Source organism: Rhodophyticola sp. (genome assembly GCF_965284195.1).
In the GTDB taxonomy this organism is placed as follows: Bacteria; Pseudomonadota; Alphaproteobacteria; order Rhodobacterales; family Rhodobacteraceae; genus Rhodophyticola.
Genome location: NZ_CBDIRM010000001.1, coordinates 1,985,282 through 2,007,437 on the forward strand (window position 1 = coordinate 1,985,282; position 22,156 = coordinate 2,007,437).

Sequence of the window (22,156 nt, forward strand, 5' to 3'; positions counted from 1 at the left end):
TTAAGATGATTCCTATTAACAGAAGCGCCACAAGCCAGCGCCGAGAAATCAGGGAGACGAAGATGCGCATCGCATGTCTTGGAGGGGGTCCGGCAGGTCTCTACTTCGCCATCTCGATGAAACTGCGCAACCCATCCCATGAGGTCACCGTTTTCGAGCGGAACAAGGCCGACGACACTTTTGGCTGGGGGGTGGTTCTGTCCGACGATGCGTTGGAGAACATGGCGCAAAACGATCCCGTCTCCGCCGCTGCGATCCGCGAAAACTTCGCCTATTGGGATGACATCGCGGTAGTTCATGACGGCCATCGCACCGTTTCCGGCGGCCATGGCTTTGCCGGCATCGGGCGCAAGAAGATGCTTCTGTTGCTGCAGGAGCGCGCGCGGGAGCTTGGCGTCGATCTGCGCTTCGAAACCCCCATCGGGCCGGTGGAGACCTATACCGGCGACTATGATCTCGTGGTGGCCTGCGACGGGATCAACAGCGCCGTGCGCACCGCATGGGCGCAGCATTTCAAGCCCGAGGTGGATATCCGGGAGTGCAAGTTCATCTGGCTTGGCACCCATCAGAAATTCGACGATGCCTTCACCTTCATCTTCGAGAAGACGGCCCATGGATGGGTTTGGGTCCATGCCTATCAGTTCGACGCCGACACCGCGACGGTGATCGTGGAATGCCAGCAGGACACATGGGACAGGATCGGGTTCGAGACGATGTCGAAATCCGAGATAATCGCCAAATGCGAGGAGATTTTCGCCGATCATCTGGACGGCCATCCGCTGATGTCGAATGCCGATCATCTGCGCGGATCGGCGGTGTTCATGAATTTCCCCCGCGTGTTGTGCGAGAAATGGCACCACGAGAACGTCGTTTTGCTGGGCGATGCCTCGGCAACGGCGCATTTCTCCATCGGGTCGGGCTCCCGGCTGGCCTTCGACAGCGCCATCGCCCTGGCCGAATTCCTGCACAGCGAACCGGACATGCAACGCGCCTTCGAACGGTATCAGGACGAACGCCGCCTCGACGTGCTGCGCCTGCAATCGGCGGCGCGCAACTCGCTGGAGTGGTTCGAACAGGTGGACCGCTATCTCGACATGGACCCCGTGCAGTTCAACTACGCGCTCCTGACCCGGTCACAACGGATTTCGCACGAGAACCTGCGCCTGCGCGACCCGGACTGGCTTCGCTCGGCCGAGGGATGGTTTCAGCAAAAGGCCAGACTGCCCGCCGACGCGCCTGTCCGCCCGCCGATGTTTGCGCCCTTCAGGCTGCGCGAGATGGCATTGGACAACCGCATCGTCATGTCGCCGATGGCCCAGTACAAAGCCGTGGAGGGCTGCCCGACGGACTGGCATCTTGTCCATTACGGGGAGCGCGCCAAGGGGGGCGCGGGACTTGTCTATACCGAGATGACCTGCGTGTCGGAGACCGGGCGGATCACGCCCGGCTGTCCCGGGCTCTACGCGCCGGAGCATGAGGCCGCATGGTCGCGTCTCGTCGATTTCGTCCATGCGGAGACTCGGGCTAAGATTTGCTGCCAGATCGGGCATTCCGGGCGCAAGGGCTCCACCAATATCGGGTGGGAGGGGATGGATACGCCGCTTGCAACCGGCAATTGGGATCTGATCTCCGCCTCCGCTATTCCCTGGTCCAGCGGCAACGCCACCCCCCGCGCGTTGACCCGCGATGAGATGGACAAGGTCCGCGATCAGTTCGTGGCCGCCACCCGGATGGCCGAACGGGCGGGCTTCGACATGATCGAACTGCATGCCGCCCATGGCTATCTGATCTCCTCCTTCATCTCGCCGGTGTCCAATACCCGCGAAGACGCCTATGGCGGCAGCCTTGAAAATCGCCTGCGCTATCCGCTGGAGGTGTTCGCGGCGATGCGCGCCGTCTGGCCGGCGCCGAGACCGATGTCGGTCCGGATCTCCGCCAATGACTGGGTGGGCGAAGACGGCGTGACCCCCGGGGATGCGGTGGAGATTGCCCGGGCCTTCAAGGCCGCCGGCGCCGATATCATCGACGTGTCCGCCGGCCAGACCACGACCGAAGCGAGGCCGGTTTATGGCCGGATGTTCCAAACCCCGTTTTCCGACCGGATCCGCAACGAGGCCGGTATCAGCACCATGGCCGTGGGCAACATCTACGAGGCGGATCATGCGAACTCGATCCTGATGGCGGGCCGCGCCGATCTGGTAGCCCTTGGCCGCCCGCATCTGGCCGATCCCTACTGGACGTTTCACGAGGCCGCGCGGATCGGCGACCGCCATGCCATCTGGCCCCTGCCTTACGAGGCGGGCCGCGATCAGGCGTGGCGACTGGCCGACCGCGAAGCGGAGGCGATCCGGGCATGAGCATGACAGGCAGACATATCGTCATAACCGGCGGAGGCACCGGGGTCGGCGCCGAAATCGCGCTGCGCGCGGCGGCTCTGGGCGGCAAGGTCACGATACTGGGCCGCCGGCCTGACCCGTTGCGGTCGGTCGCGGACCGGACCGGCGCGCTGGCGCTCAGCTGCGACGTGACCGATGCCGATGCGGTCAGATCGGCGCTGGACGAAGCCCGCGCGGCGCAGGGCCCCGTCGACATCGCCATCGCCAATGCAGGCGCGGCAGAGAGCATTCCGTTTTCGCGGATGGCTGTGGGGGATCTGGCCCGCGACCTGTCGGTCAATCTGGCGGGCGTCTTCAACCTCTGGCAGGCCGCCCTGCCGGACATGACGTCGCGCCGGTGGGGGCGGATGATCGCGATCGCCTCCACCGCCGGTCTCAAGGGATACCCTTATGTGTCGGGCTATTGCGCGGCCAAGCACGGGGTCGTGGGGCTGACCCGCGCGCTTGCGCTGGAACTGGCGAGAACCGGCATCACCGTCAACGCGGTCTGTCCCGGCTTCATCGAAACGCCGCTTCTGGACCGTTCCATCGAGACCATCGTCGACAAGACCGGAATGAGCGCCGAAGACGCCGCCAGCTCACTCCGCCGGAGCAACCCGCAGGACCGGTTCGTGCAGACGTCGGAGGTGGCCGAAGCGGTTCTCTGGCTCTGCTCCGACGGCGCGCAATCGGTCAACGGCCACGCACTCAGCATGTCAGGAGGTGAAATATGAATACCAATCCAAATCCGGACCCGTTCGAGCCCGAGAGCAAGGAGCGACTGCGTCTCTGGCTGCGCCTGCTGAAGACCACCCGGCTTGTCGAGGCCGAGTTGCGGGAACGGCTGCGGCTTGAATTCACCACGACCCTGCCGCGCTTCGATGTCATGGCCGCCCTGCACCGCCATCCCAAGGGCCTGAAAATGAGCGAACTTTCACGGTTTCTGATGGTATCGAACGGTAATGTCACGGGCATCGTCGACCGGCTTGCCGAAGACGGGTTCGCCCTGCGGGAACAGGTCCCAGGGGATCGGCGGGCGGCGCGCGCGCGGCTGACCCAGAAGGGCAAGGAGGAGTTCGTCCGTCAGGCCGAGGCGCATGAGGCGTGGCTGGATGCGATGCTGGCCGAGATCGGCCCCGACATGGCCAGCGACCTGAGCACTGCGCTGGCCCGCATTTCCGACAAGTTCGAGGATTGATCCCCATGGCCCGGCCCGACCCACAGCATTTCCTCTGCCAGATCGAGAATGGTATCGCCACGATTGCGCTGAACCGGCCCGAGCGGATGAACCCGCTGACCTTCGACAGCTATGCCGAACTGCGCGACTGGTTCCGCGACCTGCCCTATGCGGAGGATGTGGATGCGGTGATCTTCGCCCCGAATGGCGGAAATTTCAGCTCGGGCGGGGATGTGCATGACATCATCGGCCCCCTGACCCGCATGAACATGAAGGAGCTTCTGGCCTTCACTCGGATGACCGGCGATCTGGTCAAGGCGATGGTCAATTGCGGCAAGCCCGTCATCGCGGCGGTCGACGGCGTCTGCGTCGGCGCGGGCGCGATCATCGCCATGGCGTCGGATCTGCGGATTGCCGCCCCGGGGGCCAAGACCGCCTTTCTGTTCACCCGTGTCGGGCTTGCCGGTTGCGATATGGGCGCCTGTGCGATCCTGCCGCGGATCATCGGCCAGGGGCGCGCGGCGGAACTGCTTTACACCGGCCGGTCGTTCACCGCCGAGGAGGGTGCGGCATGGGGGTACTTCAACCGCGTCGTTCCGGCCGAGGATCTCATGGAGGCCGCGCAGGACATGGCGGCGCGCATCGCCGCCGGCCCCAATTTCGCGCATATGATGACCAAGACGATGCTGGCGCAGGAATGGTCCATGTCGATTGAACAGGCGATCGAAGCCGAAGCGCAGGCGCAGGCCATCTGCATGCAGACCGGCGATTTCACGCGCGCCTATGACGCCTTCGTCAAGAAGGAAAAACCGGTGTTCGAGGGGGAGTGATGGCGGATAGAACCTTTCTCGACTGGCCGTTTTTCGAGCCCCGTCACAAGACGCTGGCGCAGGATCTGGACCTGTGGGCCGCCCTGCATCTGGGCGATATCGACCATGGGGATACCGATGCGGCCTGCCGCGCGCTTGTCGCCACTCTGGGAGAGGCGGGCTGGCTGCGCCACAGCGGCGCGGCAGACGGCGAAACGCTGGATGTGCGCACGCTTTGCCTGATCCGGGAAACGCTTGCGCGCCATGACGGCCTGGCCGATTTCGCCTTTGCCATGCAGGGGCTGGGGACCGGTGCGATTTCCCTTTTCGGCACAGAAGCCCAGAAAGCCGAATGGCTGCCGCTGACCCGGTCCGGAAAAGCCATTGCCGCCTTTGCCCTGACGGAGCCGCAATCGGGTTCGGATGTGGCCAACTCGACGATGACGGCCACGCGCGACGGCGATCATTTCATCCTGAACGGCGAAAAGACATGGATCTCCAACGGCGGCATCGCCGATGTCTACACGGCTTTCGCCCGCACGGGCGAGGCGCCGGGCGCGAAGGGACTCTCGGCCTTCGTGCTCCCCGCCGATCTTCCGGGCCTCCACGTCGTCGAACGGCTCCGGACCATTGCGCCCCATCCTCTGGCCACGCTCCGCTTTTCGGAATGCCGCGTTCCGGCCGCAAACCTCATCGGCGCGCCCGGCGCGGGCTTCAAGATCGCGATGTCGGTTCTGGATGTCTTCCGCTCCACCGTTGCGGCAGCCGCACTGGGCTTTGCGCGCCGCGCGCTGGACGAGACGCTGACCCGGGTGACGACCCGCGAGGTTCAGGGCGCCCCGCTTTTCGATCTGCAGCTGGTGCAGGGCCATATCGCGGATATGGCGCTCGATGTGGATGCCGCGGCCCTTCTGGTCTATCGCGCCGCCTGGACCAAGGACAGCGGCGCACCGCGCGTCACCCGCGAGGCCGCGATGGCCAAGCTGTTCGCCACCGACCATGCCCAGCAGGTGATCGACAAGGCGGTGCAGCTTCATGGCGGGGACGGCGTGAAATCCGGCGAGATCACAGAGCGGCTCTATCGCGAGATCCGGGCCCTGCGCATTTACGAAGGCGCCTCGGACGTGCAGCGCGTGGTCATCGCCCGTCAGGCGCTTGGCCTGCATCAGGGAGGGTAAGACCATGCTGCGACCATCAGCCCATACCGACACGTTTGCGCGCGACAACCTGCCCCCGGCGGACACATGGCCCGACCTGCTTCTGGACGGCTTCGACTACCCCGACCGGCTGAACGCGGCGGTGGAACTGACCGATGTGATGGTGGCGAAGGGGTTTGGCGATCACACCGCGCTGATCGGGAACGGCCGCCGGCGCACCTACAAGGAACTGACCGACTGGACCAACCGTCTGGCCCATGCGCTGGTGGACGATCTGGGCATCCGGCCCGGCAACCGGGTGCTGATCCGCTCGGCCAACAATCCCGCGATGGTCGCCTGCTGGCTGGCCGCGACCAAGGCGGGCGCGGTGGTGATCAACTCGATGCCGATGCTTCGGGCTGGCGAGCTGAGGTCCTATGTGGAGCTGGCCGAAATCGCGTTTGCGCTTTGCGATACACGGCTGATGGACGAGATGACCGCCTGCGCCAAGGACAGCGCCTTTCTGAAAACCGTCGTGGGGTTCGACGGCACCTCGAACCACGACGCCGAACTGGACCGTCTGGCGCTTGAAAAGCCGGTCCGGTTTCAGGCGGTCGACACGGCGCAGGACGATGTGGCGCTTCTGGGCTTCACCTCCGGTTCCACCGGTGCGCCCAAGGCCACGATGCATTTTCACCGGGATCTCCTGATCATCGCCGATGGCTACGCGCGCGAGATACTGAATGTCACCGATACCGACGTTTTCATCGGCTCGCCGCCGCTTGCCTTCACCTTCGGTCTGGGCGGGCTCGCGATTTTCCCGCTGCGCTTCGGCGCGGCCGCGACGCTGCTGGAAAACGCCTCTCCGCCCAACATGATCGACATCATCGAGAAATACCGCGCGACGGTCTGTTTCACCGCGCCGACCGCCTATCGCGCGATGATGAAGGCGATGGATGAGGGGGCCGATCTCTCCTCCCTCCGCGCGGCGGTTTCGGCCGGAGAGACCCTGCCCGGCCCGGTTTACGAAGAATGGATGGCCCGGACCGGCAAGCCGATGCTGGACGGGATCGGCGCGACGGAGATGCTGCATATCTTCATCACCAACCGGTTCGACGACCATAGACCGGCCTGCACCGGCAGGCCCGTCACGGGCTACGAGGCCAAGGTGATCGGATCTGACGGGCAGGATCTACCGGCGGGCGAAATCGGCCGTCTGGCCGTGCGCGGGCCCACCGGCTGCCGCTATCTGCGGGGCGCGCGGCAGGCGGATTACGTGCAGGATGGCTGGAACATCTCGGGCGACACCTTCGTGATGGATGCCGAGGGCTATTTCCATTTTTCCGCCCGGAATGACGATATCATCCTCTCCTCGGGCTACAACATCGCCGGCCCGGAGGTGGAGGCGGCCCTTCTGGCCCATGCCGCCGTGGCCGAATGCGCCGTCATCGGTGTGCCGGACGAGGACCGGGGCGAGATCGTGCAGGCCCATGTGGTTCTCTCCGCGGGCGCGGAGCCCGGGGAGGCCCTGAGCAAGGAGCTTCAGGACCATGTGAAGGCCACGATAGCGCCCTACAAGTATCCCCGCTCGATCGTCTTCGTCAGCGATCTGCCAAAGACGGAAACCGGCAAGATCCAGCGGTTCCGTCTGCGGCAGACGCGGAATGGCGGGTAGTAAGATGGCTTTTTCGATGCGCCAGAAAGTGCTCTTCAAGCATTGCGACCCCGCCGGGATCGTCTTTTATCCGCGTTACTTCGAGATGATGAATGACTGCGTGGAGGCGTTCTTCGACCATATCGGCCATCCGTTCGAAGAACTGCACGCGAAGGCCGCTGTCCCCACCGCGCAGATCGAAACGACCTTCACCGCACCCAGCCACCACGGCGACATGCTGGATATCCGCCTGGGATGCACCCGGATCGGAACCAGCAGTCTGGGCATCGCTTGGCACGCATCGGCGGACGGAGAGACCCGCTTCACCGCAAGCGCCACGCTTGTGCATGTGGGGCAAGACGGGCGGCCCCTGTCGTGGCCGGCCCCGCTCAGAGATACGTTGGAACTGCATTTGGAAGGAGCCGATTAATGGCGCACAGGATCATCCAGCCCGACGGGTGGGCCCCGGCAAAGGGGTATGCCAACGGCGTTCTGGCCGCCGATGGCCGTTTGTCCGTCGCCGGGCAGATCGGCTGGAACCATCAGAAAGTCTTCGAAACCCATGATTTCATCGGCCAGACGGAACAGGCTCTGAAGAACGTCGCCGCCGTGGTCGAAGCGGCGGGCGGCCGGGTCGAGGATATCACGAGGCTGACATGGTATGTCACCGACAAGACCGAATATCTCGCCCGCCAGCGCGAGGTGGGGGAAGCCTATCGCCGGGTCCTGGGCCGCCATTTTCCGGCGATGACCATGGTCGTGGTCGTCGGGCTGGTCGAAGATGCGGCCCTGGTCGAGATCGAGGCCAGCGCCCTGATCCCGCCCCCGGCAGACGGCTGACGTTGAAAAGGTCCGACCGGCCGGCATGGGGAGGGCCGTGCCGCCCGCCCAAGGGAGACGCGATCAGCCGCGCGGGTCGTCCAGATCGCCGGGAAACCTGCGCGGCATGAGCCCGGCCTGAAACCATGTCAGGAAACTGTGGATCGAATAGACCGGCAGCCCGGACTGCCGCCGGATATCCGCCGCATAGGGCACCATGTTCGTGCATTCCAGCACGATGGCGCCGGTTTCGGGATGGCGCGCGGTCAGCGTCGCCGCCGCGTCCAGCAAATCCGCGCGGCAGGCCGCGAAGTCAATCTCGGCCTCGTCGCCCAGCACCGCACGGGTAAACTCGCGCCCTTCATCGGTTCCGATCACGGGCGTGTCGGCAGGGACACCCGCCGCCGCCAGATGCGCGGGGCCGAGCGTTTCCTTCGAAATCGTCAGGATCGCCACCCGCCTGTCCGGCGGCAATGTCGCCTGCACCATGGGCACCTGCATCAGCGCGGAGGTCGCCACCGGCACACGCAGTTCCGCGGCCATTTCCCGTTGCAGCAAGGCCAGAAATCCACAATTCGTGGCGATCCCGTCGCATCCCATTTCCACCAGATCCCGCCCCGCGGCAATGAAGTCCTCCAGCCGCGACCGGGGGTCGCCGCGCACCACATTGTCCGGCGTGGCCCCCCGCACCACGCGGTACTGCACCGGAAAGGGCCAGCTCAGCGCATTGCCGATATCGCCGGGGATGCGCGGAAACCGCGTCTCCAGCATCAACACCCCGACCGAGGCGCCATAAACGGTTTTGCCACCCGGTGTCTTCCGCATCGCTCAGCCCGCCTGCACGTAGATATGGGAAAAGGCATCGCGGACCGCTTGGGTCGCATCCTCCTTGCGCATCTCGATATGGGCGCGCAGTTCGGCCAGAAGCAGGTCCTGATCCCGCGCGATCAAGGCCCCCAGAATGGTCCGGTGCGCGCCCATGCGCCCCGGCCTGCCATCCTCCATCTTCAGCCCCATCATCCGCACGTAGCGGATGCGACCGTTGATATTCTCCAGCATCCGTTCCAGCTCCGCATTGCCCGACAGGCGCACCAGCGCCATATGAAATGCCTCGTCCATCTCCAGCAATGCCAGACGATCGGTCGTCCGCTCGTAAAGCGGCTCGGCCCGGTCCAGATCGTCGGCCAGTCGCGCGATGGCGGCGGGGCTGGCGCGGTTCACCGCGTGGCGCATCGCCTCGCATTCGATGGCCGCGCGCGCCTCGTAAAGATCCATGATCCGTTCGGGCGTGAGCGAGCGGCAGAAAAACCCCTGCCCGCCCGTAAAGGTCAGATATCCCTCCGACACAAGGCGGTTCAGCGCCTCGCGCAGCGGTGTGCGGCTGACCGACAGGCGCTTGGCCATCTCGCCCTCCCGGATACGCTCATCGGGTTTGATCCGGAATTCCGCCGCCATCCGGCGCAGCTGCGCGGTGAGACGGTCGACATGGCTTTCGGTCATCATCGGCTCCTCCGAAAACGTCGGTGCAGGATGATATTTCATCTTGAGTATTGCAAGATATTTTGTGCTGTATACAGAATGAAATGCAGGCTGGAAGGGGGACGTGTGCCATGACCAACACAATGAACGGGGCCGAAGCACTGGTTGCGATGCTGAAGGCGCATGACGTCCAGCATATCTTCGGCCTTTGCGGCGACACGTCCCTGCCCTTTTACGATGCGATGCGATCCCATGGCGGCGCCATCACCCATGTGCTGACCCGCGACGAACGCTCCGCCACATACATGGCCGATGCCTATTCCCGCGTGACCGGCCGCCCCGGTGTGGCCGAAGGGCCCTCCGGCGGCGGCGCCACCTATATCCTGCCGGGGCTGATCGAGGCGTCGGAAAGCTCCTACGCGGTTCTGGGCATCACCACGGATATCTCCGTCGGCAGCTACGGGAAGTATCCGCTGACCGAGGTCGATCAGGCCGCACTGATGCGGCCCCTGACCAAATGGAACACGGTGATCGTGCAGGCCGCCCATATTCCCCGCATGCTGCGCGCCGCCTTCCGCGCCATGACCACGGGCCGGGCCGGGGCGGCGCATCTGGGCCTGCCCTATGACATCCAGTACGATCCGGTGGACCCGGCCGATATCTGGGCCGATCCGAAACATCGAAGCTACCCGGCCTATCCGCAAGCCCCTGAACCCGCCGCCGTCGACGCGGCGATGGAGGCGATCCTGTCCGCGAAATCCCCGCTGATCGTGTGCGGCGGCGGGGTGGTGATTGCGGGCGCCATGGCGGAACTGGCCCGGCTCGCCGCCCGGCTGGACATTCCGGTCGCCACCTCGATCTCGGGCCAGGGCGCGCTGGCCGACTCGCATCCGCAATCTCTGGGCGTGGTCGGCTCGAACGGCGGCACGGACGAGACGTGGGAGGCGATGGAGGGGGCCGATCTGGTCGTCTTCATGGGCTGCCGCGCGGGCTCCACCACGACCGCCAGATGGGAGGCCCCGAAACCCGGCGCGCGGATCGTGCATTTCGACAATGACCCGATGGTGATCGGCGCGAATTACCGGACAGAGGTGGGCGTGGTGGGCGATCTGCGCCTGTCGCTCGCGGCGTTGAATGCCGCACTCGACAAACGCCGGCAGGGTCTGGCGACATTTGGCGGGGCCAAGGCGGTGGCCCATCTCAAGGGTCGGAAATTCGCGTGGTTCGATGCGCTTGCCAAAAGCTCGCAGGCGCCCATCCGCCCCGAACGCGTGGTCGCAACGCTGAACCGCCTGCTGCCGGAGGATGCCACCATCCTGTCAGATCCGGGCACCAGTTGCCCGTATTTTTCCGCCTATTACCAACAGCCTCTGGCGGGCCGCTTCTTCATCACCAACCGTGCCCACGGCGCTCTGGGCTATGCGTTGTCCGCGTCTCTTGGTGCGTGGTACGGGCGGCCCTCTTCCAAGACCGTGGCCCTGATGGGCGACGGCTCCTTCGGCTTCACCTGCGGCGAGTTGGAGACCGTGACCCGCGCCGGCGCGAATATCACCTATATCGTGTTTTCCAATTCCAATTTCGGCTGGATCAAGGCCAGCCAGATGGCCGACAAGGGCGCGCGTTACTACAATGTGGATTTCGGGCGTGTCGATCACGCCGCCGTGGCCGCCGCCTATGGGGTGAAATCCTGGCGGGTGGAGGACCCCGACAAGCTGGATACCGTATTGAAAGAGGCGATTGCCCATGACGGCCCGACACTGGTCGACGTGATCTCGCAACCGTTGGAGGAGGCCGCCGCCCCGGTCCGCCGCTGGATGGGTTAGGCGCCTAGCCCGCGGCCGGTTCCGGTGCGGTCGCATAGGGCGCAAGCTCGGCCAGCAGAAGTGTCAGGAACTCCTGTCCAAGCGCGGAAAGCGGCCTTGCGCGCGAGGTGATGACCACCAGATCCATCATGATGCGCGGACGGAAAGGGCGGGTCACGAACCCGCCACCCTCGTCGAAATCCAGCGCGAACGGGTCCAGCATGGCAACGCCCATCCCCTCTTTCACGAAGCTGAGCTTGTTCTTGAACAGATGCGTGTGGATGCGTGTCCGCCACGGCACGCCTGCGGTATGAAACGCCTCCCGCGTGCGGCGATGGGTCATGTGATCGGGGCCCATGACGATGAAGGGCTCCCCCTCCATCAACGCGGGCGTCAAGACCGCGTGCCGGGCCAGCGGATTATCCTCATGCATCGCCACCAGGGTTTCGACGGCCAGCGGGTGATGCTCGAACGCGTCGTAGAGCAGAGGCATTTCGGAAATACCGATCTCGAACAGGCCCGCCATGACCCATTCCTGGATCTTGGAGGAGTATTGCGACTGGAACGAGATCGACATGTCCGGCCGGGTCTGCGCGAACCGGGCGATCAGCTTCGGCATGAACCCGAAGGACAGCGCGTGTTGGGAGGCGACCTGAAGCTGCCCGCCCTGCTTGTTCTGCAGATCGACCACCGCTTGGGAGACATGGTCCAGCCCGCGCACGACCGTATCGACCTCCTGATACAGGACGCCGGCCTCCGGCGTCGGGATCAGCCGGCCCTTGACCCGCTCGAACAGACGGAACCGGGTTTCGCGCTCAAGCTGCGCCAGAAGATTGGAAATGCCGGGCTGCGAGATGCCCAGTAGCGCCGCAGCGCCCGTTACCGTACCGGTTTCGTAGATTGCGTGGAAGGCCTGAAGCTGGCGGAATCGAATGGACATAACCACATGCGTAACATTTTTTATGATGAGTTTACCACAATTCCGTATTTGAAATGATGATCCTGCATTGGCACGGTTTTGCCGCAGGGGGATGCATGACGGACCAGACCCAGATCATCACGGACTTTGCCCTTTGGCATCTGTCCTTGCCGGTGAACGCGCGGCGCGACCACGGCATCGGCTCGGTCGAACACGCGATCGAGATCGTCGTGCTGCGGCTTGGCGCAGAAGGCGGCCAATACGGGTATGGGGAGGCCTCCCCCTGGGTCGTCTTCACCGGTTCGGCCGAAGCGTCATTCGCCGCGCTGGACCGCTACATCCGCCCGCTTGTCATCGGGCTGCCGGTGGGCGCACATCCCGCGATCATGGCCGAGGCGCAGGCCGCCGTCGCCCATTGTACCGAGGCCAAGGCCGCGCTGGACACGGCGCTTTACGATTTGCGCGCGCGGATCGCGGGCGTTCCGGTCTGGGCGCTGCTTGGCGGGCGCGCAAGGGATCGCATCCCGCTCTCCTGCTCCATTGCCGATCCGGATTTCGACAAGGACCTGCGACTGATGGAACGGCTTCGCGATGACGGGGTCCGGATCATCAAGCTCAAGGCGGGCTTCAGGGATCACGCCTTCGACATTCTGCGGCTGGAACGGCTGCGCAAGGATTTCCCCGAGTTCGATATCCGCGTGGATTACAATCAGGGCCTGCATCACGACACGGCGATGGCCTGCCTGCGCGATGTCGCCGGGTTCCGGCCCGGTTTCATCGAACAGCCGGTCAAGGCGCATCTGCGCGATCTGATGGCCCGCCTGAGGGACGCGATCGACGCGCCGCTTCTGGCCGATGAGTCCGTCTTCGGGCCCGAAGACATGATGCAAGCCGCCGCCCTCGGGCTGGCCGATGGCGTGTCGGTCAAGATCATGAAATCGGGCGGGCTGGCCCGTGCCCAGACGGTGGCGCGCATGGCGCAATCCGTCGGCATGTCGGCCTATGGCGGCGACATGTTCGAAAGCGGCCTCGCCCACCTTGCCGGCACCCACATGATCGCGGCGACACCCGAGATTACCCTTGGATGCGAGTTCTATCAGGCCAGCTATTTCCTCAGGGAGGATATACTCTCCACGCCCTTCGCGGTCGAAGACGGGCAGGTGGTGGTGCCCGATACCCCGGGTCTGGGCGCGGATGTGGACCCTGACGCGCTGGCCCGGTTTTCGATCAATCGCTCGGGGCTGGCCGCATGACCGCGGAGGCGCACACGATTGTCGTCGGCGCGGGTATCGTCGGCGTTTCCACCGCGATCTGGCTGCGCCGCGCGGGTGTTCAGGTGACCCTGCTGGACCGGGACGCGCCGGGGCAAGGCACCTCGTACGGAAATGCCGGTGTGCTGGCCAATTGCTCGATGGTGCCGGTGACGGTGCCGGGGCTGATCCGGAAGGGCCCGCGATATGCGCTCGATCCGAATTTTCCGCTGTTTCTGCGCTGGTCCTACCTGCCGAAACTGTTGCCCTGGCTGCTGAAGTATCTGGCCCATGCCAATGACGCGGATACCCGCCGCATCGCCCATGGGCTGACCCCGATCGTCGGCGACGGGGCCGATCAGCACAAGGCGCTCAGCGCGGGGACGGGCGCGGCGGACTGGGTGGTGGAGAGCGATTACACCTTCGCCTATGCAACCCGTGCCGCGTTCGACGCCGACAGCTATGTCTGGGACCTGCGCCGCGAGGCCGGGTTCGAACCCGAGATACTCGAAGGTGAAGCCGCCCGCGACTACGAGCCCAATCTGGGCCCCGCCGTCGATTGCCTTGCGGTGATGAAGGACCATGGTTTCATCCGCGATCCCGGTGGTTATGTCATGGCGCTGGCAGAGGAGTTTCAGCGGCTCGGCGGCACGTTCCGCAAGGCCGATGTCAGGGATTTCAGCTTTGCGGACGGCAAGGTCCGTGCGGTCGAAACCACGACCGGCGCGATCCCCTGCACCGATGTGGTCCTGGCCACCGGCGTCTGGTCGAAACCGCTGATGAAAAGACTGGGGCTGACGATCCCGCTGGAAAGCGAACGCGGCTATCACGTAGTCTACGAGGGCGCGACGGGCGGTCCGGCGATGCCGATCATGGTGGCGGCGGGCAAATTCGTGGCGACGCCCATGGCGGCGGGTCTCAGATGTGCCGGCGTGGTGGAATTCGGCGGGCTGGAGGCCGGGCCTTCCGCCGCGCCCTTCGCCCTTCTGCGCCGGGAGGTGGCGAAAGCCTTCCCCCGGTTGCAGGCCAAGGCCGAGGTGGAATGGCAAGGCCATCGCCCGGCCCCTGCGGACAGCCTGCCCCTGATCGGGCAGGTCGGTGGCACCGGCGTCTATGTCGGGTTCGGCCACCATCATATCGGCCTGACGGGCGGGCCGAAAACCGGGCGTCTGCTGGCGCAGCTGATGACGGGACAAAAGCCCAATCTGGACATGGCGCCCTATGATCCAGCACGGTTCGCCTCATGACGCACCACAACAAAACCAAAAAATCACTCAACAAGGAGAGACGAGAGATGAAAACCCTACCCCTGACCGCAGCGGCGCTGGCCGCGATCCTGGCCGTGCCTGCCAGCGCCGAAACCTGGGATATGCCGATGGCCTATTCCGGGTCCAACTTCCATTCGGTGACCGGGGCGGAGTTCGCCCAATGCGTGACCACCGGCACCGGCGGCGAGATCGAGATCGTGACCCATCCGGGCGGCTCGCTGTTTGCGGGTGCAGATATCAAACGCGCGATCCAGACCGGTCAGGTCCAGATCGGCGAGCGGCTCCTGTCGGGCCACCAGAACGAGGATGCCCTGTTCGGCTTCGACTCGATCCCCTTCCTTGTCGGCTCCTTCGATGAGCACGACATGCTGTGGGAAGCCGCCGAGCCGACCATCACCGAGCTTCTGGCAAGCCAGAACCTGCACCTGCTCTATTCTGTGCCATGGCCGCCGCAGGGTCTCTATTTCAATCAGGAAATCAATTCGGTCGCCGACATGGAGGGCATCCGGTTCCGCTCCTACAACAATGCCACGAACCGTCTTGCCGAACTGACAGGCATGTTGCCGGTGACGATCGAAGCGGCCGAGATCAGCCAGGCCTTCGCGACCGGCGTCGCCTCGTCGATGGTCTCGTCGGGCGCCACCGGCTATGACCGCCGCGTCTGGGAAAGCCTCAGCCATTTCTACGAGGTGGATGCGTGGCTGCCGCGGAATTACGTGATGGTGAACGCCGATGTCTGGAATGACACCTCCGAGGCGAACCGGAACGTCATCAACGCCTGCGCGGGCCTGGCCCAATATGCCGGCACATGGCGGGCGCGGGAATACACCGGCTTCACGCTGGCCGGTCTGCGCGCGGGCGGCATGACCGTCGAACCCGCGGGCGAGGCGCTGATGGGGGAGTTGCGCGCCATCGGCGAGACGATGACCAATGAATGGCTGGAAGCCGCCAGCGACGAAGGCCGGGCCATCGTCGAGGCCTATCGCGAAGCCGCGGCCGCCGCACAGTAGCCGCACTATCCTGGTCCCACCGGGGCGCCGATCCGTCGGCGCGCCGGTGGTATTCTCTGGTCCTCAAGACAAGGCTGACCCATGGCAGAGACGCACGGTGTGATCCGCTCTTTCCTCGACTGGCTTTACAAGGCGTCCGGCGTGGCGGCCGCGCTCTGCCTGATCGCGATCCTTCTATTGATCGTGGCACAGATGGTGGCCCGGTGGGTCGGTGATATCTTTCCCGGCGCGCCGAATTACGCGGGCTACATGATGGCGGCGGCCAGTTTCCTGGCCTTCGCCAGCGCGCTCAATGGCGGGGCGCATATCCGCGTGTCGATCCTGCTGAACGCGGTTCCCCCGAAGATCAAATGGATGCTGGAGGTCTGGTGCTTTGCCATCGCAACCGCGACCATCGCCTATTTCGTCTACTACGCCTACTGGTTCGTCTACTGGTCCTGGAAATTCAACGAGGTCAGCCAGGCACAGGACGCCACAGCACTCTGGATCCCGCAATCGGTGATGGTGGTGGGCGGTGGGATCCTGCTGATCGCCTTTGCCGACAACCTTCTCGCGGTTCTGTTCAAGGGCAGTCACCGCATCGGCAGCAACATCGTCGATCAGAGCTTCGGGGAGTGATCCGATGACAGAGATTTACGCCATCGTCCTCTTTCTCTTCGTTCTCTTCCTGCTTCTGGGCACCGGCGTCTGGGTCGGGGTCGCCCTGATGGGCGTCGCCTGGGTGGGGATGGAGCTTTTCACCTCGCGGCCGGTGGGCGACACGATGATCACCACGATCTGGGCCACCTCGTCGAGCTGGACGCTGACCGCGCTGCCGCTTTTCATATGGATGGGGGAAATCCTCTATCGCACACGGCTGAGCGAAGACATGTTCCGCGGCCTTTCCCCATGGCTTGCGCGACTGCCGGGCGGGCTGGTTCATACCAATATCGTGGGCTGCACGGTCTTTGCAGCCGTCTCGGGCTCGTCGGCGGCGACGCTCACCACCGTGGGCAAGATGTCGATCCCCGAGCTCAGGGCGCGCAAATACCCCGAGCATATCGTGATCGGGACGCTGGCGGGTGCCGCGACCCTCGGTCTGATGATCCCGCCGTCGCTGGCGCTGATCGTCTATGGCGTGGCCGTCAACCAGTCGATCACTGAGCTGTTCTTTGCCGGCGTGCTCCCGGGGCTCGTTCTGGCGCTGATGTTCATGGGGTACGTCGCCGCCTATTCGGTGATCTCCAAAGGATGGGCCCCCACCATGGAGACCGCGATGAGCTTCGGCGACAAGCTGAAGAATTCGCGCTTCCTGATCCCGGTGATCTGCCTGATCCTCGTGGTGATCGGCTCCATGTATACCGGCATCGCCACCGCGACCGAAGCCGCCGCCTTCGGCGTGATCGGCTCGCTGATCCTGGCCGCCGGTCAGGGCTCGCTGAACTGGAACAGCTTCCGCGAAAGCCTGATGGGGGCCACCCGCACCTCCGCGATGATCATGCTGATCCTTGCGGGTGCAGCGTTCCTGAAACTGTCCATGGGCTTCACCGGCCTGCCCCGCGCGCTTGCAGACGGCATCGGCGCGCTGGAGTTGAGCCGGTTCGAACTGCTGATGGCGCTGCTGGTTTTCTACATCATTCTGGGCATGTTCCTTGATGGCATCTCCTCGGTCGTGCTGACCATGGCGGTCGTCGAGCCGATGGTGGTGGAGGCCGGGATCGACCTGATCTGGTTCGGGATTTTCGTCATCGTCGTCGTGGAAATGGCGCAGATCACGCCGCCCATCGGCTTCAACCTGTTCGTGCTGCAGGGTATGACCGGGCATGAAATGGGCTATATCGCCAAATCCGCGCTGCCGATGTTCATGATCATGGTGCTGATGTGCTTCGTGCTGATCTGGTTCCCCGATCTGGCGCTCTGGCTGCCCGAAAATCTCCGACAAGGGCCGCAATGATCCGGTGGACCGGTCGGGCGCTGCAGATCTTCGCCCGGCACGGACGCCTGACGCTGGTCGCCGGGCTGGTCGCGGGTCTGGCCTTGCCCGGTCTTGCCGCCGCCATGCAGCCATGGCTGCCGCAGATGGTGGCGGTCCTGCTCACGGTCACCGCCTTCCGGATCGGGCATCGCGCGGCCTTCGGCGCCTTTGCCGATCTCCGCTGGAGCCTGCCTGCGGTGCTGATCCTGCAACTGGCACTGCCGCTCATCATGATCGCGGCGGCGGCAGGTCTCGGCCTGTCGGGCACGGCGCTGGCGCTGGCGCTTGTACTGGCCTGCGCGGCGCCGACCATTTCCGGCGGCGCCTCTCTGGCGATCATCCTGCGGCAGGATCCGGCCCGGATGATGCAATTCCTGATCCTGGGCACGGCCATCTTTCCGCTGACGATCATCCCCGTGTTGATGGCCGTCCCCGTGGCCATCAGCCCGGTGGCTCTGGCCGGGGTGGCCTTGCGCACGCTGGCGATCATTCTGGGGGCCGCGGCGCTTGGTTTCGGGCTGCGACGCTGGCTGCTGCCGAACCCGGATGCGGGGCAGATCAGGGCGATGGACGGAGCTGCGATCCTGTTTTTCGCGATCATTGTGGTGGGCCTGATGGCGGCACTCGGCCCGTTGCTCAGGGCCGATCCCGGTCTTGCCCTGCTCTGGGCCCTTGCCGCCTTCGCGCTGTCCTTCGGATTGCAGGCCATCGTCCTGCTGGCGCTGCACCGCTCCCGGCTCGCCGCCGTCTCGGGCCCGCTGGCGCTGGCGGCGGGCAATCGCAACATCGCCCTGTTTCTGATCGCCCTTCCGCCCGAAGTGACCGGGCCGATCATGATCTTCATCGCCTGCTGGCAATTGCCCATGTATCTGACGCCGATGCTGCTGCCGCGGCTCTACCGTCTGGCCCCGGCAACCGGATGACATGGCCCGCGGCCGGGCAACCCGGGTTGCGCCACGCGCTCAGATACAGCGCCCGCCATCCACCTCCATACAGACGCCCGTGATCATGCTGGCCTCGTCCGAACACAGATAGCAGGCCGCATTGCCCATATCCTCGGGGGTGGAGAACCGGCCCAGGGGGATCGTCGCCAGAAACTTCGCCCGCATCTCGGGCGTGTCCTCCCCCATGAAGCTTTTCAGAAGCGGCGTTTCACCGGCCACGGGGTTCAGCGCGTTGACCCGGATGCCCGTCGGCGCAAGCTCCACCGCCATCGCCTTGGTGGCGGTGTTCATCCAGCCCTTGGAGGCGTTGTACCAGTTCAGCCGCGGCCGCGGACTGACCCCGGCGGTGGAGGCGACATTCAGGATCACCCCCGCCCCCTGCCCCTTCATCACCGGCACGATATGCTTCGCGGTCAGATAGACCGATTTGCAGTTGACCGCGAAAACCCTGTCGAACGCGGCCTCCTCGACCTCTTCCAGCGGGGTCGGCAGATGGGTGATCCCGGCATTGTTGACCAGAATGTCGATCCGGCCGAAGGCCTCCAGCGTGGCGGTTTTCAATTCGGCCACACTGTCACCGTCGGCCACATCCGTCCGCCGCGTTCTGACCGCCTCTCCAAGCTCCGCTGCAAGCTCGTCGGCCATGTCCTTGTTCAGATCGGCGATCATCACCCGCGCGCCCTCCGCCACGAATTTGCGCGCGATGCCGGCCCCGAAGCCGGACGCGCCGCCGGTCACGATCGCCGTTTTCTCATTCAGTCGCATGAATGTCTCCTATCCGTGCAGCGCCGCAACCGTCTTCAGCGTGGAAAAGCCGTAAAGCGCCTCGAACCCCTTTTCGCGGCCATGACCCGACAGGCCCGTGCCGCCGAAAGGCAGTTCCACACCGCCGCCCGCTCCGTAATTGTTCAGGAACACCTGCCCGGCGCGCAGATGCTTTGCCAGCCGCATCTGGCGCGCGCCGCTTTCCGTCCAGACGGAAGCGACAAGCCCGAAGGATGTGCCATTGGCGATATCGAGCGCCTCCTCCTCGGTATCGAAGGGGATGATCACCTGCACCGGGCCGAAGATCTCCTCCTGCGCAAGCCGATGCATGGGTGCGACGCCCGCGAACAGCACCGGGGCCACATAGGCACCGCCGGTCGGCGCATCGTCGATGATCTGTCCCCGCGCGGCCATCTCCAGATCCGCGCCGCTGTCAAGGAATGCCTCGACGATTTCCTTCTGCCGGCCGGACACCAGCGGCCCGAGATCCAGATCCGACAAGGCAGGACCGGTCCGCAAGGCGGCGTATCGCTCGGCCATGCGGTCCACGACCTGGTCGTAGACACGCCGTTGCACCAGAATGCGCGACGAGGCCGAACAGGTCTGCCCGGCATTCTGGATCCCCGCATTCACCAGAAACGGCATCGCCGCGTCCAGATCGGCATCGTCGAACACCAGTTGCGGGGATTTCCCGCCAAGCTCCAGCGTCACCGGAACCACATTCCGCCCTGCCGCCTGCTGGATCAGCCGGCCCACCGCCACCGACCCGGTGAAGGAGATGTGATGAACCCCGGCATGCCCGCTCAGCGCGGCCCCCGCCTCGGCGCCCAGTCCGGGCACCACGTTCAACGCCCCGTCCGGCAGCCCCGCGGCCCGTGCGATCTCGGCAAAGGCAAGCGCGGTCAGGCAGGCCTCCTCCGCCGGTTTCAGGACGCAGGCATTTCCCACGGCAAGCGCGGCCCCAACCGAACGCCCGATGATCTGCATCGGGTAGTTCCATGGAATGATATGGCCCGTCACGCCATGGGGCTGGCGAAGCGTGTAGACCGTGTAGCCATCCAGATAGGGGATCGTCTCGCCATGCAGCTTGTCGGCCGCGCCACCGTAGAATTCCATGTAGCGCGCCAGCGCCACCACATCCGCGCGGGCCTGTTTCAACGGCTTGCCCACATCCAGCGCTTCCAGTCTCGCCAACTCGTCGATATGTTCCAGAACCGTCTGCCCGATCTTGTACAAGATCCGGCCCCGCTCCGCGGCCGTCGCACGGCCCCATGGCCCGGACAGCGCCGCATGTGCCGCGGCTACGCCTGCATCGACATCATCGGCCTGCCCCCGCGCGATCCGGCAAAGCTCCGACCCGTCGGAGGGCGAATGAAGCGGCAGCGTGTCACCGGCCACCGGCGGGCGCCATGCTCCGCCGATGAAACACCGGGACGGGTCAATGCCCAGAGGCCGCAAGCTCATCCTATCCCTCCCCCGATCATGGCCGCGTGTCGCGCCAAGAATGGCCAGCCGCACCGCCGGGCGCAACACCAAAGGGCCCGGCTCACGGGGCGGATATCGCCGCCGCCGCCCTGCGCCCGCCCCGGCTTGCATTCAGCAAGATCAGCACCATGATCCCGATATTGAGGAAATTCCAGACGATCCCGTTGATGAAGGCCATCTGATAGCTGCCGGTCATGTCGTAGATCCAGCCGGACATCCAGCCGCCCAGTGCCATACCGATGATTGTGGCCATCATCACGGCGCCCACCCGCGCGCCGGCCTCCCGTGCGGGCATGTATTCCCGCACGATGATCGCGTAGCTCGGCACGATACCGCCCTGGGCCAGGCCGAAGACAAGGCTGACAAGGTAGAGCGAAACCAGCCCGTCAAACGGCAGGAACAGGAACAGCGCGATACACTGCAACACCGACCCGATCAGGAGCGTCCGCACACCGCCGAGCAGATCGGCCACGAAGCCCGAGACCAGCCGCGACGCCACCCCGCCCAGCAACATCAGCGACAGCATTTCGGCGCCCACGGTGGGCCCATATCCCAGATCGACGCATAGCGCCACGATATGGACCTGCGGCATCGCCATGGCCATGCAGCAGGCGATCCCGGCGGCGGCCAGCAGCATCTGCAACTGCCCGGGCGTGAAGCTGACGCGCCCGGCCCGCCCCGGCACCGCGATCACGCCATCATTCGCGGGCATGTGGGGCACGCTCCGGCGCAGCAGAAGCGACAGCGGCAGCATTACCAGCAAGACCACGCCGGCCAGCAGCAGATAGGCGACCCGCCAGCCCTGCTCCTCCAGAACGCCGGCAAGAAGGAACGGCCAGATCGCCCCCGAAAGGTAGTTGCCGCTTGCCGCGACCGCCACGGCGATCCCCCGCCGGCGCAGGAACCAATGCGATATGTCGGCAATCAGCGGGCCGAAACTGGTGGCCGAGCCAAAGCCCACGATCACCTGCGCGATCGACAGCATCAGCACCGAGCCGGTCAGTGCCGCAAACGCAAAGGATAGGGCAACGCCTATGGCCGCCGCAATCAGGCACAGGCTGATGCCGAACCGGTCCACCGCCCATCCGATCACCAGGTTGCCGAGCGCGAAACCGACCATCGCGGCGGCATAGGGCAACGACGCGGCGGACCGGTCGACACCGAATTCCGACTGGATCGCCGGCAAGATGACGATGATCGCCCACATGCCGACATTCCCGACAATGGCGATCAGCAACGTGATGGCCAGCCGCAGCCACGAGTATCGGCTGTCGTGAAAATCCCCGGGTCCCATGGCTGCGACGCTAGGC

Annotated in this window: 21 protein-coding genes; 15 read left to right on the forward strand and 6 right to left on the reverse strand. The window is 65.0% G+C overall.

Going from position 1 to position 22,156, the window contains the following annotated elements; genetic code table 11:
* Nucleotides 1-62: 62 nt before the first annotated feature.
* Genes ACQ651_RS09885 through ACQ651_RS09920 form a run of 8 tightly spaced genes read left to right on the forward strand, consistent with a single transcriptional unit; the run spans nt 63 to nt 7,991 of the window.
* Nucleotides 63-2,357, forward strand: coding sequence for a bifunctional salicylyl-CoA 5-hydroxylase/oxidoreductase (locus ACQ651_RS09885; protein WP_430449169.1), 2,295 nt, complete (start codon nt 63-65; stop codon nt 2,355-2,357).
* Entirely contained in the window at nt 2,354-3,109 is a 756-nt protein-coding gene (locus ACQ651_RS09890) for an SDR family NAD(P)-dependent oxidoreductase (RefSeq protein WP_430449171.1), read from the forward strand. The genes ACQ651_RS09885 and ACQ651_RS09890 overlap by 4 nt, the downstream gene beginning before the upstream one ends.
* Nucleotides 3,106-3,573: a MarR family winged helix-turn-helix transcriptional regulator gene (locus tag ACQ651_RS09895; RefSeq protein ID WP_430449172.1), complete on the forward strand. Its 468-nt coding sequence runs from the start codon at nt 3,106-3,108 to the stop codon at nt 3,571-3,573. Before ACQ651_RS09890 ends, ACQ651_RS09895 begins: the two co-directional genes overlap by 4 nt.
* Before the next feature lie 5 nt (nt 3,574-3,578).
* Complete coding sequence (locus ACQ651_RS09900) at nt 3,579-4,382, forward strand: enoyl-CoA hydratase family protein (RefSeq protein WP_375551907.1); 804 nt, start codon at nt 3,579-3,581, stop codon at nt 4,380-4,382.
* Nucleotides 4,382-5,539, forward strand: a complete 1,158-nt coding sequence (locus ACQ651_RS09905; protein WP_430449173.1) for an acyl-CoA dehydrogenase family protein — start codon at nt 4,382-4,384, stop codon at nt 5,537-5,539. Before ACQ651_RS09900 ends, ACQ651_RS09905 begins: the two co-directional genes overlap by 1 nt.
* A gap of 4 nt (nt 5,540-5,543) precedes the next feature.
* Nucleotides 5,544-7,172 carry an AMP-binding protein gene (locus tag ACQ651_RS09910; protein ID WP_227284770.1) on the forward strand — a complete coding sequence of 543 codons (1,629 nt, stop codon included), beginning with the start codon at nt 5,544-5,546 and terminating at the stop codon, nt 7,170-7,172.
* Nucleotides 7,173-7,188: 16 nt separating this feature from the next.
* On the forward strand, nt 7,189-7,581 hold the full coding sequence (locus ACQ651_RS09915; protein WP_430449174.1) for an acyl-CoA thioesterase: 393 nt from the start codon (nt 7,189-7,191) through the stop codon (nt 7,579-7,581).
* Nucleotides 7,581-7,991 carry a RidA family protein gene (locus ACQ651_RS09920; RefSeq protein ID WP_375551905.1) on the forward strand — a complete coding sequence of 137 codons (411 nt, stop codon included), beginning with the start codon at nt 7,581-7,583 and terminating at the stop codon, nt 7,989-7,991. Before ACQ651_RS09915 ends, ACQ651_RS09920 begins: the two co-directional genes overlap by 1 nt.
* 63 nt (nt 7,992-8,054) lie before the next feature.
* Here ACQ651_RS09920 and ACQ651_RS09925 read toward each other — a convergent pair whose 3' ends face one another.
* Both ACQ651_RS09925 and ACQ651_RS09930 read right to left on the reverse strand, forming a co-directional pair.
* Nucleotides 8,055-8,795 carry an aspartate/glutamate racemase family protein gene (locus ACQ651_RS09925; protein WP_227284776.1) on the reverse strand — a complete coding sequence of 247 codons (741 nt, stop codon included), beginning with the start codon at nt 8,793-8,795 and terminating at the stop codon, nt 8,055-8,057.
* 3 nt (nt 8,796-8,798) lie between these two features.
* Nucleotides 8,799-9,470: a GntR family transcriptional regulator gene (locus ACQ651_RS09930; RefSeq protein ID WP_430449175.1), complete on the reverse strand. Its 672-nt coding sequence runs from the start codon at nt 9,468-9,470 to the stop codon at nt 8,799-8,801.
* A gap of 110 nt (nt 9,471-9,580) precedes the next feature.
* Here ACQ651_RS09930 and ACQ651_RS09935 point away from each other — a divergent pair, with 110 nt between their 5' ends.
* Nucleotides 9,581-11,272, forward strand: a complete 1,692-nt coding sequence (locus ACQ651_RS09935) for a thiamine pyrophosphate-binding protein (protein WP_430449176.1) — start codon at nt 9,581-9,583, stop codon at nt 11,270-11,272.
* A 4-nt stretch (nt 11,273-11,276) separates the two neighbouring features.
* On the opposite strand, the gene ACQ651_RS09940 is transcribed toward ACQ651_RS09935, so the two are convergent.
* Complete coding sequence (locus tag ACQ651_RS09940; protein ID WP_430449177.1) at nt 11,277-12,191, reverse strand: LysR substrate-binding domain-containing protein; 915 nt, start codon at nt 12,189-12,191, stop codon at nt 11,277-11,279.
* A gap of 95 nt (nt 12,192-12,286) precedes the next feature.
* Here ACQ651_RS09940 and ACQ651_RS09945 point away from each other — a divergent pair, with 95 nt between their 5' ends.
* From ACQ651_RS09945 to ACQ651_RS09970, 6 genes are all read left to right on the forward strand, one after another.
* The gene (locus tag ACQ651_RS09945; RefSeq protein ID WP_430449178.1) at nt 12,287-13,423 is read left to right on the forward strand and encodes an enolase C-terminal domain-like protein; all 1,137 of its coding nucleotides are present in this window, start codon (nt 12,287-12,289) and stop codon (nt 13,421-13,423) included.
* A complete protein-coding gene (locus tag ACQ651_RS09950) occupies nt 13,420-14,667 on the forward strand; it encodes an NAD(P)/FAD-dependent oxidoreductase (protein WP_227284784.1) in 1,248 nt (415 codons plus the stop codon). Before ACQ651_RS09945 ends, ACQ651_RS09950 begins: the two co-directional genes overlap by 4 nt.
* Before the next feature lie 47 nt (nt 14,668-14,714).
* The gene (locus ACQ651_RS09955; RefSeq protein ID WP_430449179.1) at nt 14,715-15,698 is read left to right on the forward strand and encodes a TRAP transporter substrate-binding protein; all 984 of its coding nucleotides are present in this window, start codon (nt 14,715-14,717) and stop codon (nt 15,696-15,698) included.
* Nucleotides 15,699-15,779: 81 nt separating this feature from the next.
* Nucleotides 15,780-16,316: a TRAP transporter small permease gene (locus ACQ651_RS09960; RefSeq protein ID WP_375551900.1), complete on the forward strand. Its 537-nt coding sequence runs from the start codon at nt 15,780-15,782 to the stop codon at nt 16,314-16,316.
* A gap of 4 nt (nt 16,317-16,320) precedes the next feature.
* On the forward strand, nt 16,321-17,631 hold the full coding sequence (locus ACQ651_RS09965) for a TRAP transporter large permease (RefSeq protein ID WP_227284787.1): 1,311 nt from the start codon (nt 16,321-16,323) through the stop codon (nt 17,629-17,631).
* Nucleotides 17,628-18,575, forward strand: coding sequence for a hypothetical protein (locus tag ACQ651_RS09970; protein WP_430449180.1), 948 nt, complete (start codon nt 17,628-17,630; stop codon nt 18,573-18,575). The genes ACQ651_RS09965 and ACQ651_RS09970 overlap by 4 nt, the downstream gene beginning before the upstream one ends.
* Before the next feature lie 39 nt (nt 18,576-18,614).
* Here ACQ651_RS09970 and ACQ651_RS09975 read toward each other — a convergent pair whose 3' ends face one another.
* From ACQ651_RS09975 to ACQ651_RS09985, 3 genes are all read right to left on the reverse strand, one after another.
* Nucleotides 18,615-19,361 (reverse strand): SDR family oxidoreductase, encoded by a 747-nt coding sequence (locus ACQ651_RS09975; RefSeq protein ID WP_227284790.1) that lies wholly within the window; start codon nt 19,359-19,361, stop codon nt 18,615-18,617.
* A 9-nt stretch (nt 19,362-19,370) separates the two neighbouring features.
* Nucleotides 19,371-20,825 (reverse strand): aldehyde dehydrogenase family protein, encoded by a 1,455-nt coding sequence (locus ACQ651_RS09980; protein WP_430449181.1) that lies wholly within the window; start codon nt 20,823-20,825, stop codon nt 19,371-19,373.
* Between the two features lie 82 nt (nt 20,826-20,907).
* A complete protein-coding gene (locus tag ACQ651_RS09985; RefSeq protein ID WP_227284794.1) occupies nt 20,908-22,140 on the reverse strand; it encodes an MFS transporter in 1,233 nt (410 codons plus the stop codon).
* Nucleotides 22,141-22,156 lie beyond the last annotated feature (16 nt).

What these genes read in the sequence shown, in the direction of transcription:
- ACQ651_RS09885 (WP_430449169.1), top strand. Translation starts at nt 63, where the DNA reads ATGCGCATCGCATGTCTTGGAGGGGGTCCGGCAGGTCTCTACTTCGCC.
- ACQ651_RS09890 (WP_430449171.1), top strand. Translation starts at nt 2,354, where the DNA reads ATGAGCATGACAGGCAGACATATCGTCATAACCGGCGGAGGCACCGGG.
- ACQ651_RS09895 (WP_430449172.1), top strand. Translation starts at nt 3,106, where the DNA reads ATGAATACCAATCCAAATCCGGACCCGTTCGAGCCCGAGAGCAAGGAG.
- ACQ651_RS09900 (WP_375551907.1), top strand. Translation starts at nt 3,579, where the DNA reads ATGGCCCGGCCCGACCCACAGCATTTCCTCTGCCAGATCGAGAATGGT.
- ACQ651_RS09905 (WP_430449173.1), top strand. Translation starts at nt 4,382, where the DNA reads ATGGCGGATAGAACCTTTCTCGACTGGCCGTTTTTCGAGCCCCGTCAC.
- ACQ651_RS09910 (WP_227284770.1), top strand. Translation starts at nt 5,544, where the DNA reads ATGCTGCGACCATCAGCCCATACCGACACGTTTGCGCGCGACAACCTG.
- ACQ651_RS09915 (WP_430449174.1), top strand. Translation starts at nt 7,189, where the DNA reads ATGCGCCAGAAAGTGCTCTTCAAGCATTGCGACCCCGCCGGGATCGTC.
- ACQ651_RS09920 (WP_375551905.1), top strand. Translation starts at nt 7,581, where the DNA reads ATGGCGCACAGGATCATCCAGCCCGACGGGTGGGCCCCGGCAAAGGGG.
- ACQ651_RS09925 (WP_227284776.1), bottom strand. Translation starts at nt 8,795, where the DNA reads ATGCGGAAGACACCGGGTGGCAAAACCGTTTATGGCGCCTCGGTCGGG.
- ACQ651_RS09930 (WP_430449175.1), bottom strand. Translation starts at nt 9,470, where the DNA reads ATGACCGAAAGCCATGTCGACCGTCTCACCGCGCAGCTGCGCCGGATG.
- ACQ651_RS09935 (WP_430449176.1), top strand. Translation starts at nt 9,581, where the DNA reads ATGACCAACACAATGAACGGGGCCGAAGCACTGGTTGCGATGCTGAAG.
- ACQ651_RS09940 (WP_430449177.1), bottom strand. Translation starts at nt 12,191, where the DNA reads ATGTCCATTCGATTCCGCCAGCTTCAGGCCTTCCACGCAATCTACGAA.
- ACQ651_RS09945 (WP_430449178.1), top strand. Translation starts at nt 12,287, where the DNA reads ATGACGGACCAGACCCAGATCATCACGGACTTTGCCCTTTGGCATCTG.
- ACQ651_RS09950 (WP_227284784.1), top strand. Translation starts at nt 13,420, where the DNA reads ATGACCGCGGAGGCGCACACGATTGTCGTCGGCGCGGGTATCGTCGGC.
- ACQ651_RS09955 (WP_430449179.1), top strand. Translation starts at nt 14,715, where the DNA reads ATGAAAACCCTACCCCTGACCGCAGCGGCGCTGGCCGCGATCCTGGCC.
- ACQ651_RS09960 (WP_375551900.1), top strand. Translation starts at nt 15,780, where the DNA reads ATGGCAGAGACGCACGGTGTGATCCGCTCTTTCCTCGACTGGCTTTAC.
- ACQ651_RS09965 (WP_227284787.1), top strand. Translation starts at nt 16,321, where the DNA reads ATGACAGAGATTTACGCCATCGTCCTCTTTCTCTTCGTTCTCTTCCTG.
- ACQ651_RS09970 (WP_430449180.1), top strand. Translation starts at nt 17,628, where the DNA reads ATGATCCGGTGGACCGGTCGGGCGCTGCAGATCTTCGCCCGGCACGGA.
- ACQ651_RS09975 (WP_227284790.1), bottom strand. Translation starts at nt 19,361, where the DNA reads ATGCGACTGAATGAGAAAACGGCGATCGTGACCGGCGGCGCGTCCGGC.
- ACQ651_RS09980 (WP_430449181.1), bottom strand. Translation starts at nt 20,825, where the DNA reads ATGAGCTTGCGGCCTCTGGGCATTGACCCGTCCCGGTGTTTCATCGGC.
- ACQ651_RS09985 (WP_227284794.1), bottom strand. Translation starts at nt 22,140, where the DNA reads ATGGGACCCGGGGATTTTCACGACAGCCGATACTCGTGGCTGCGGCTG.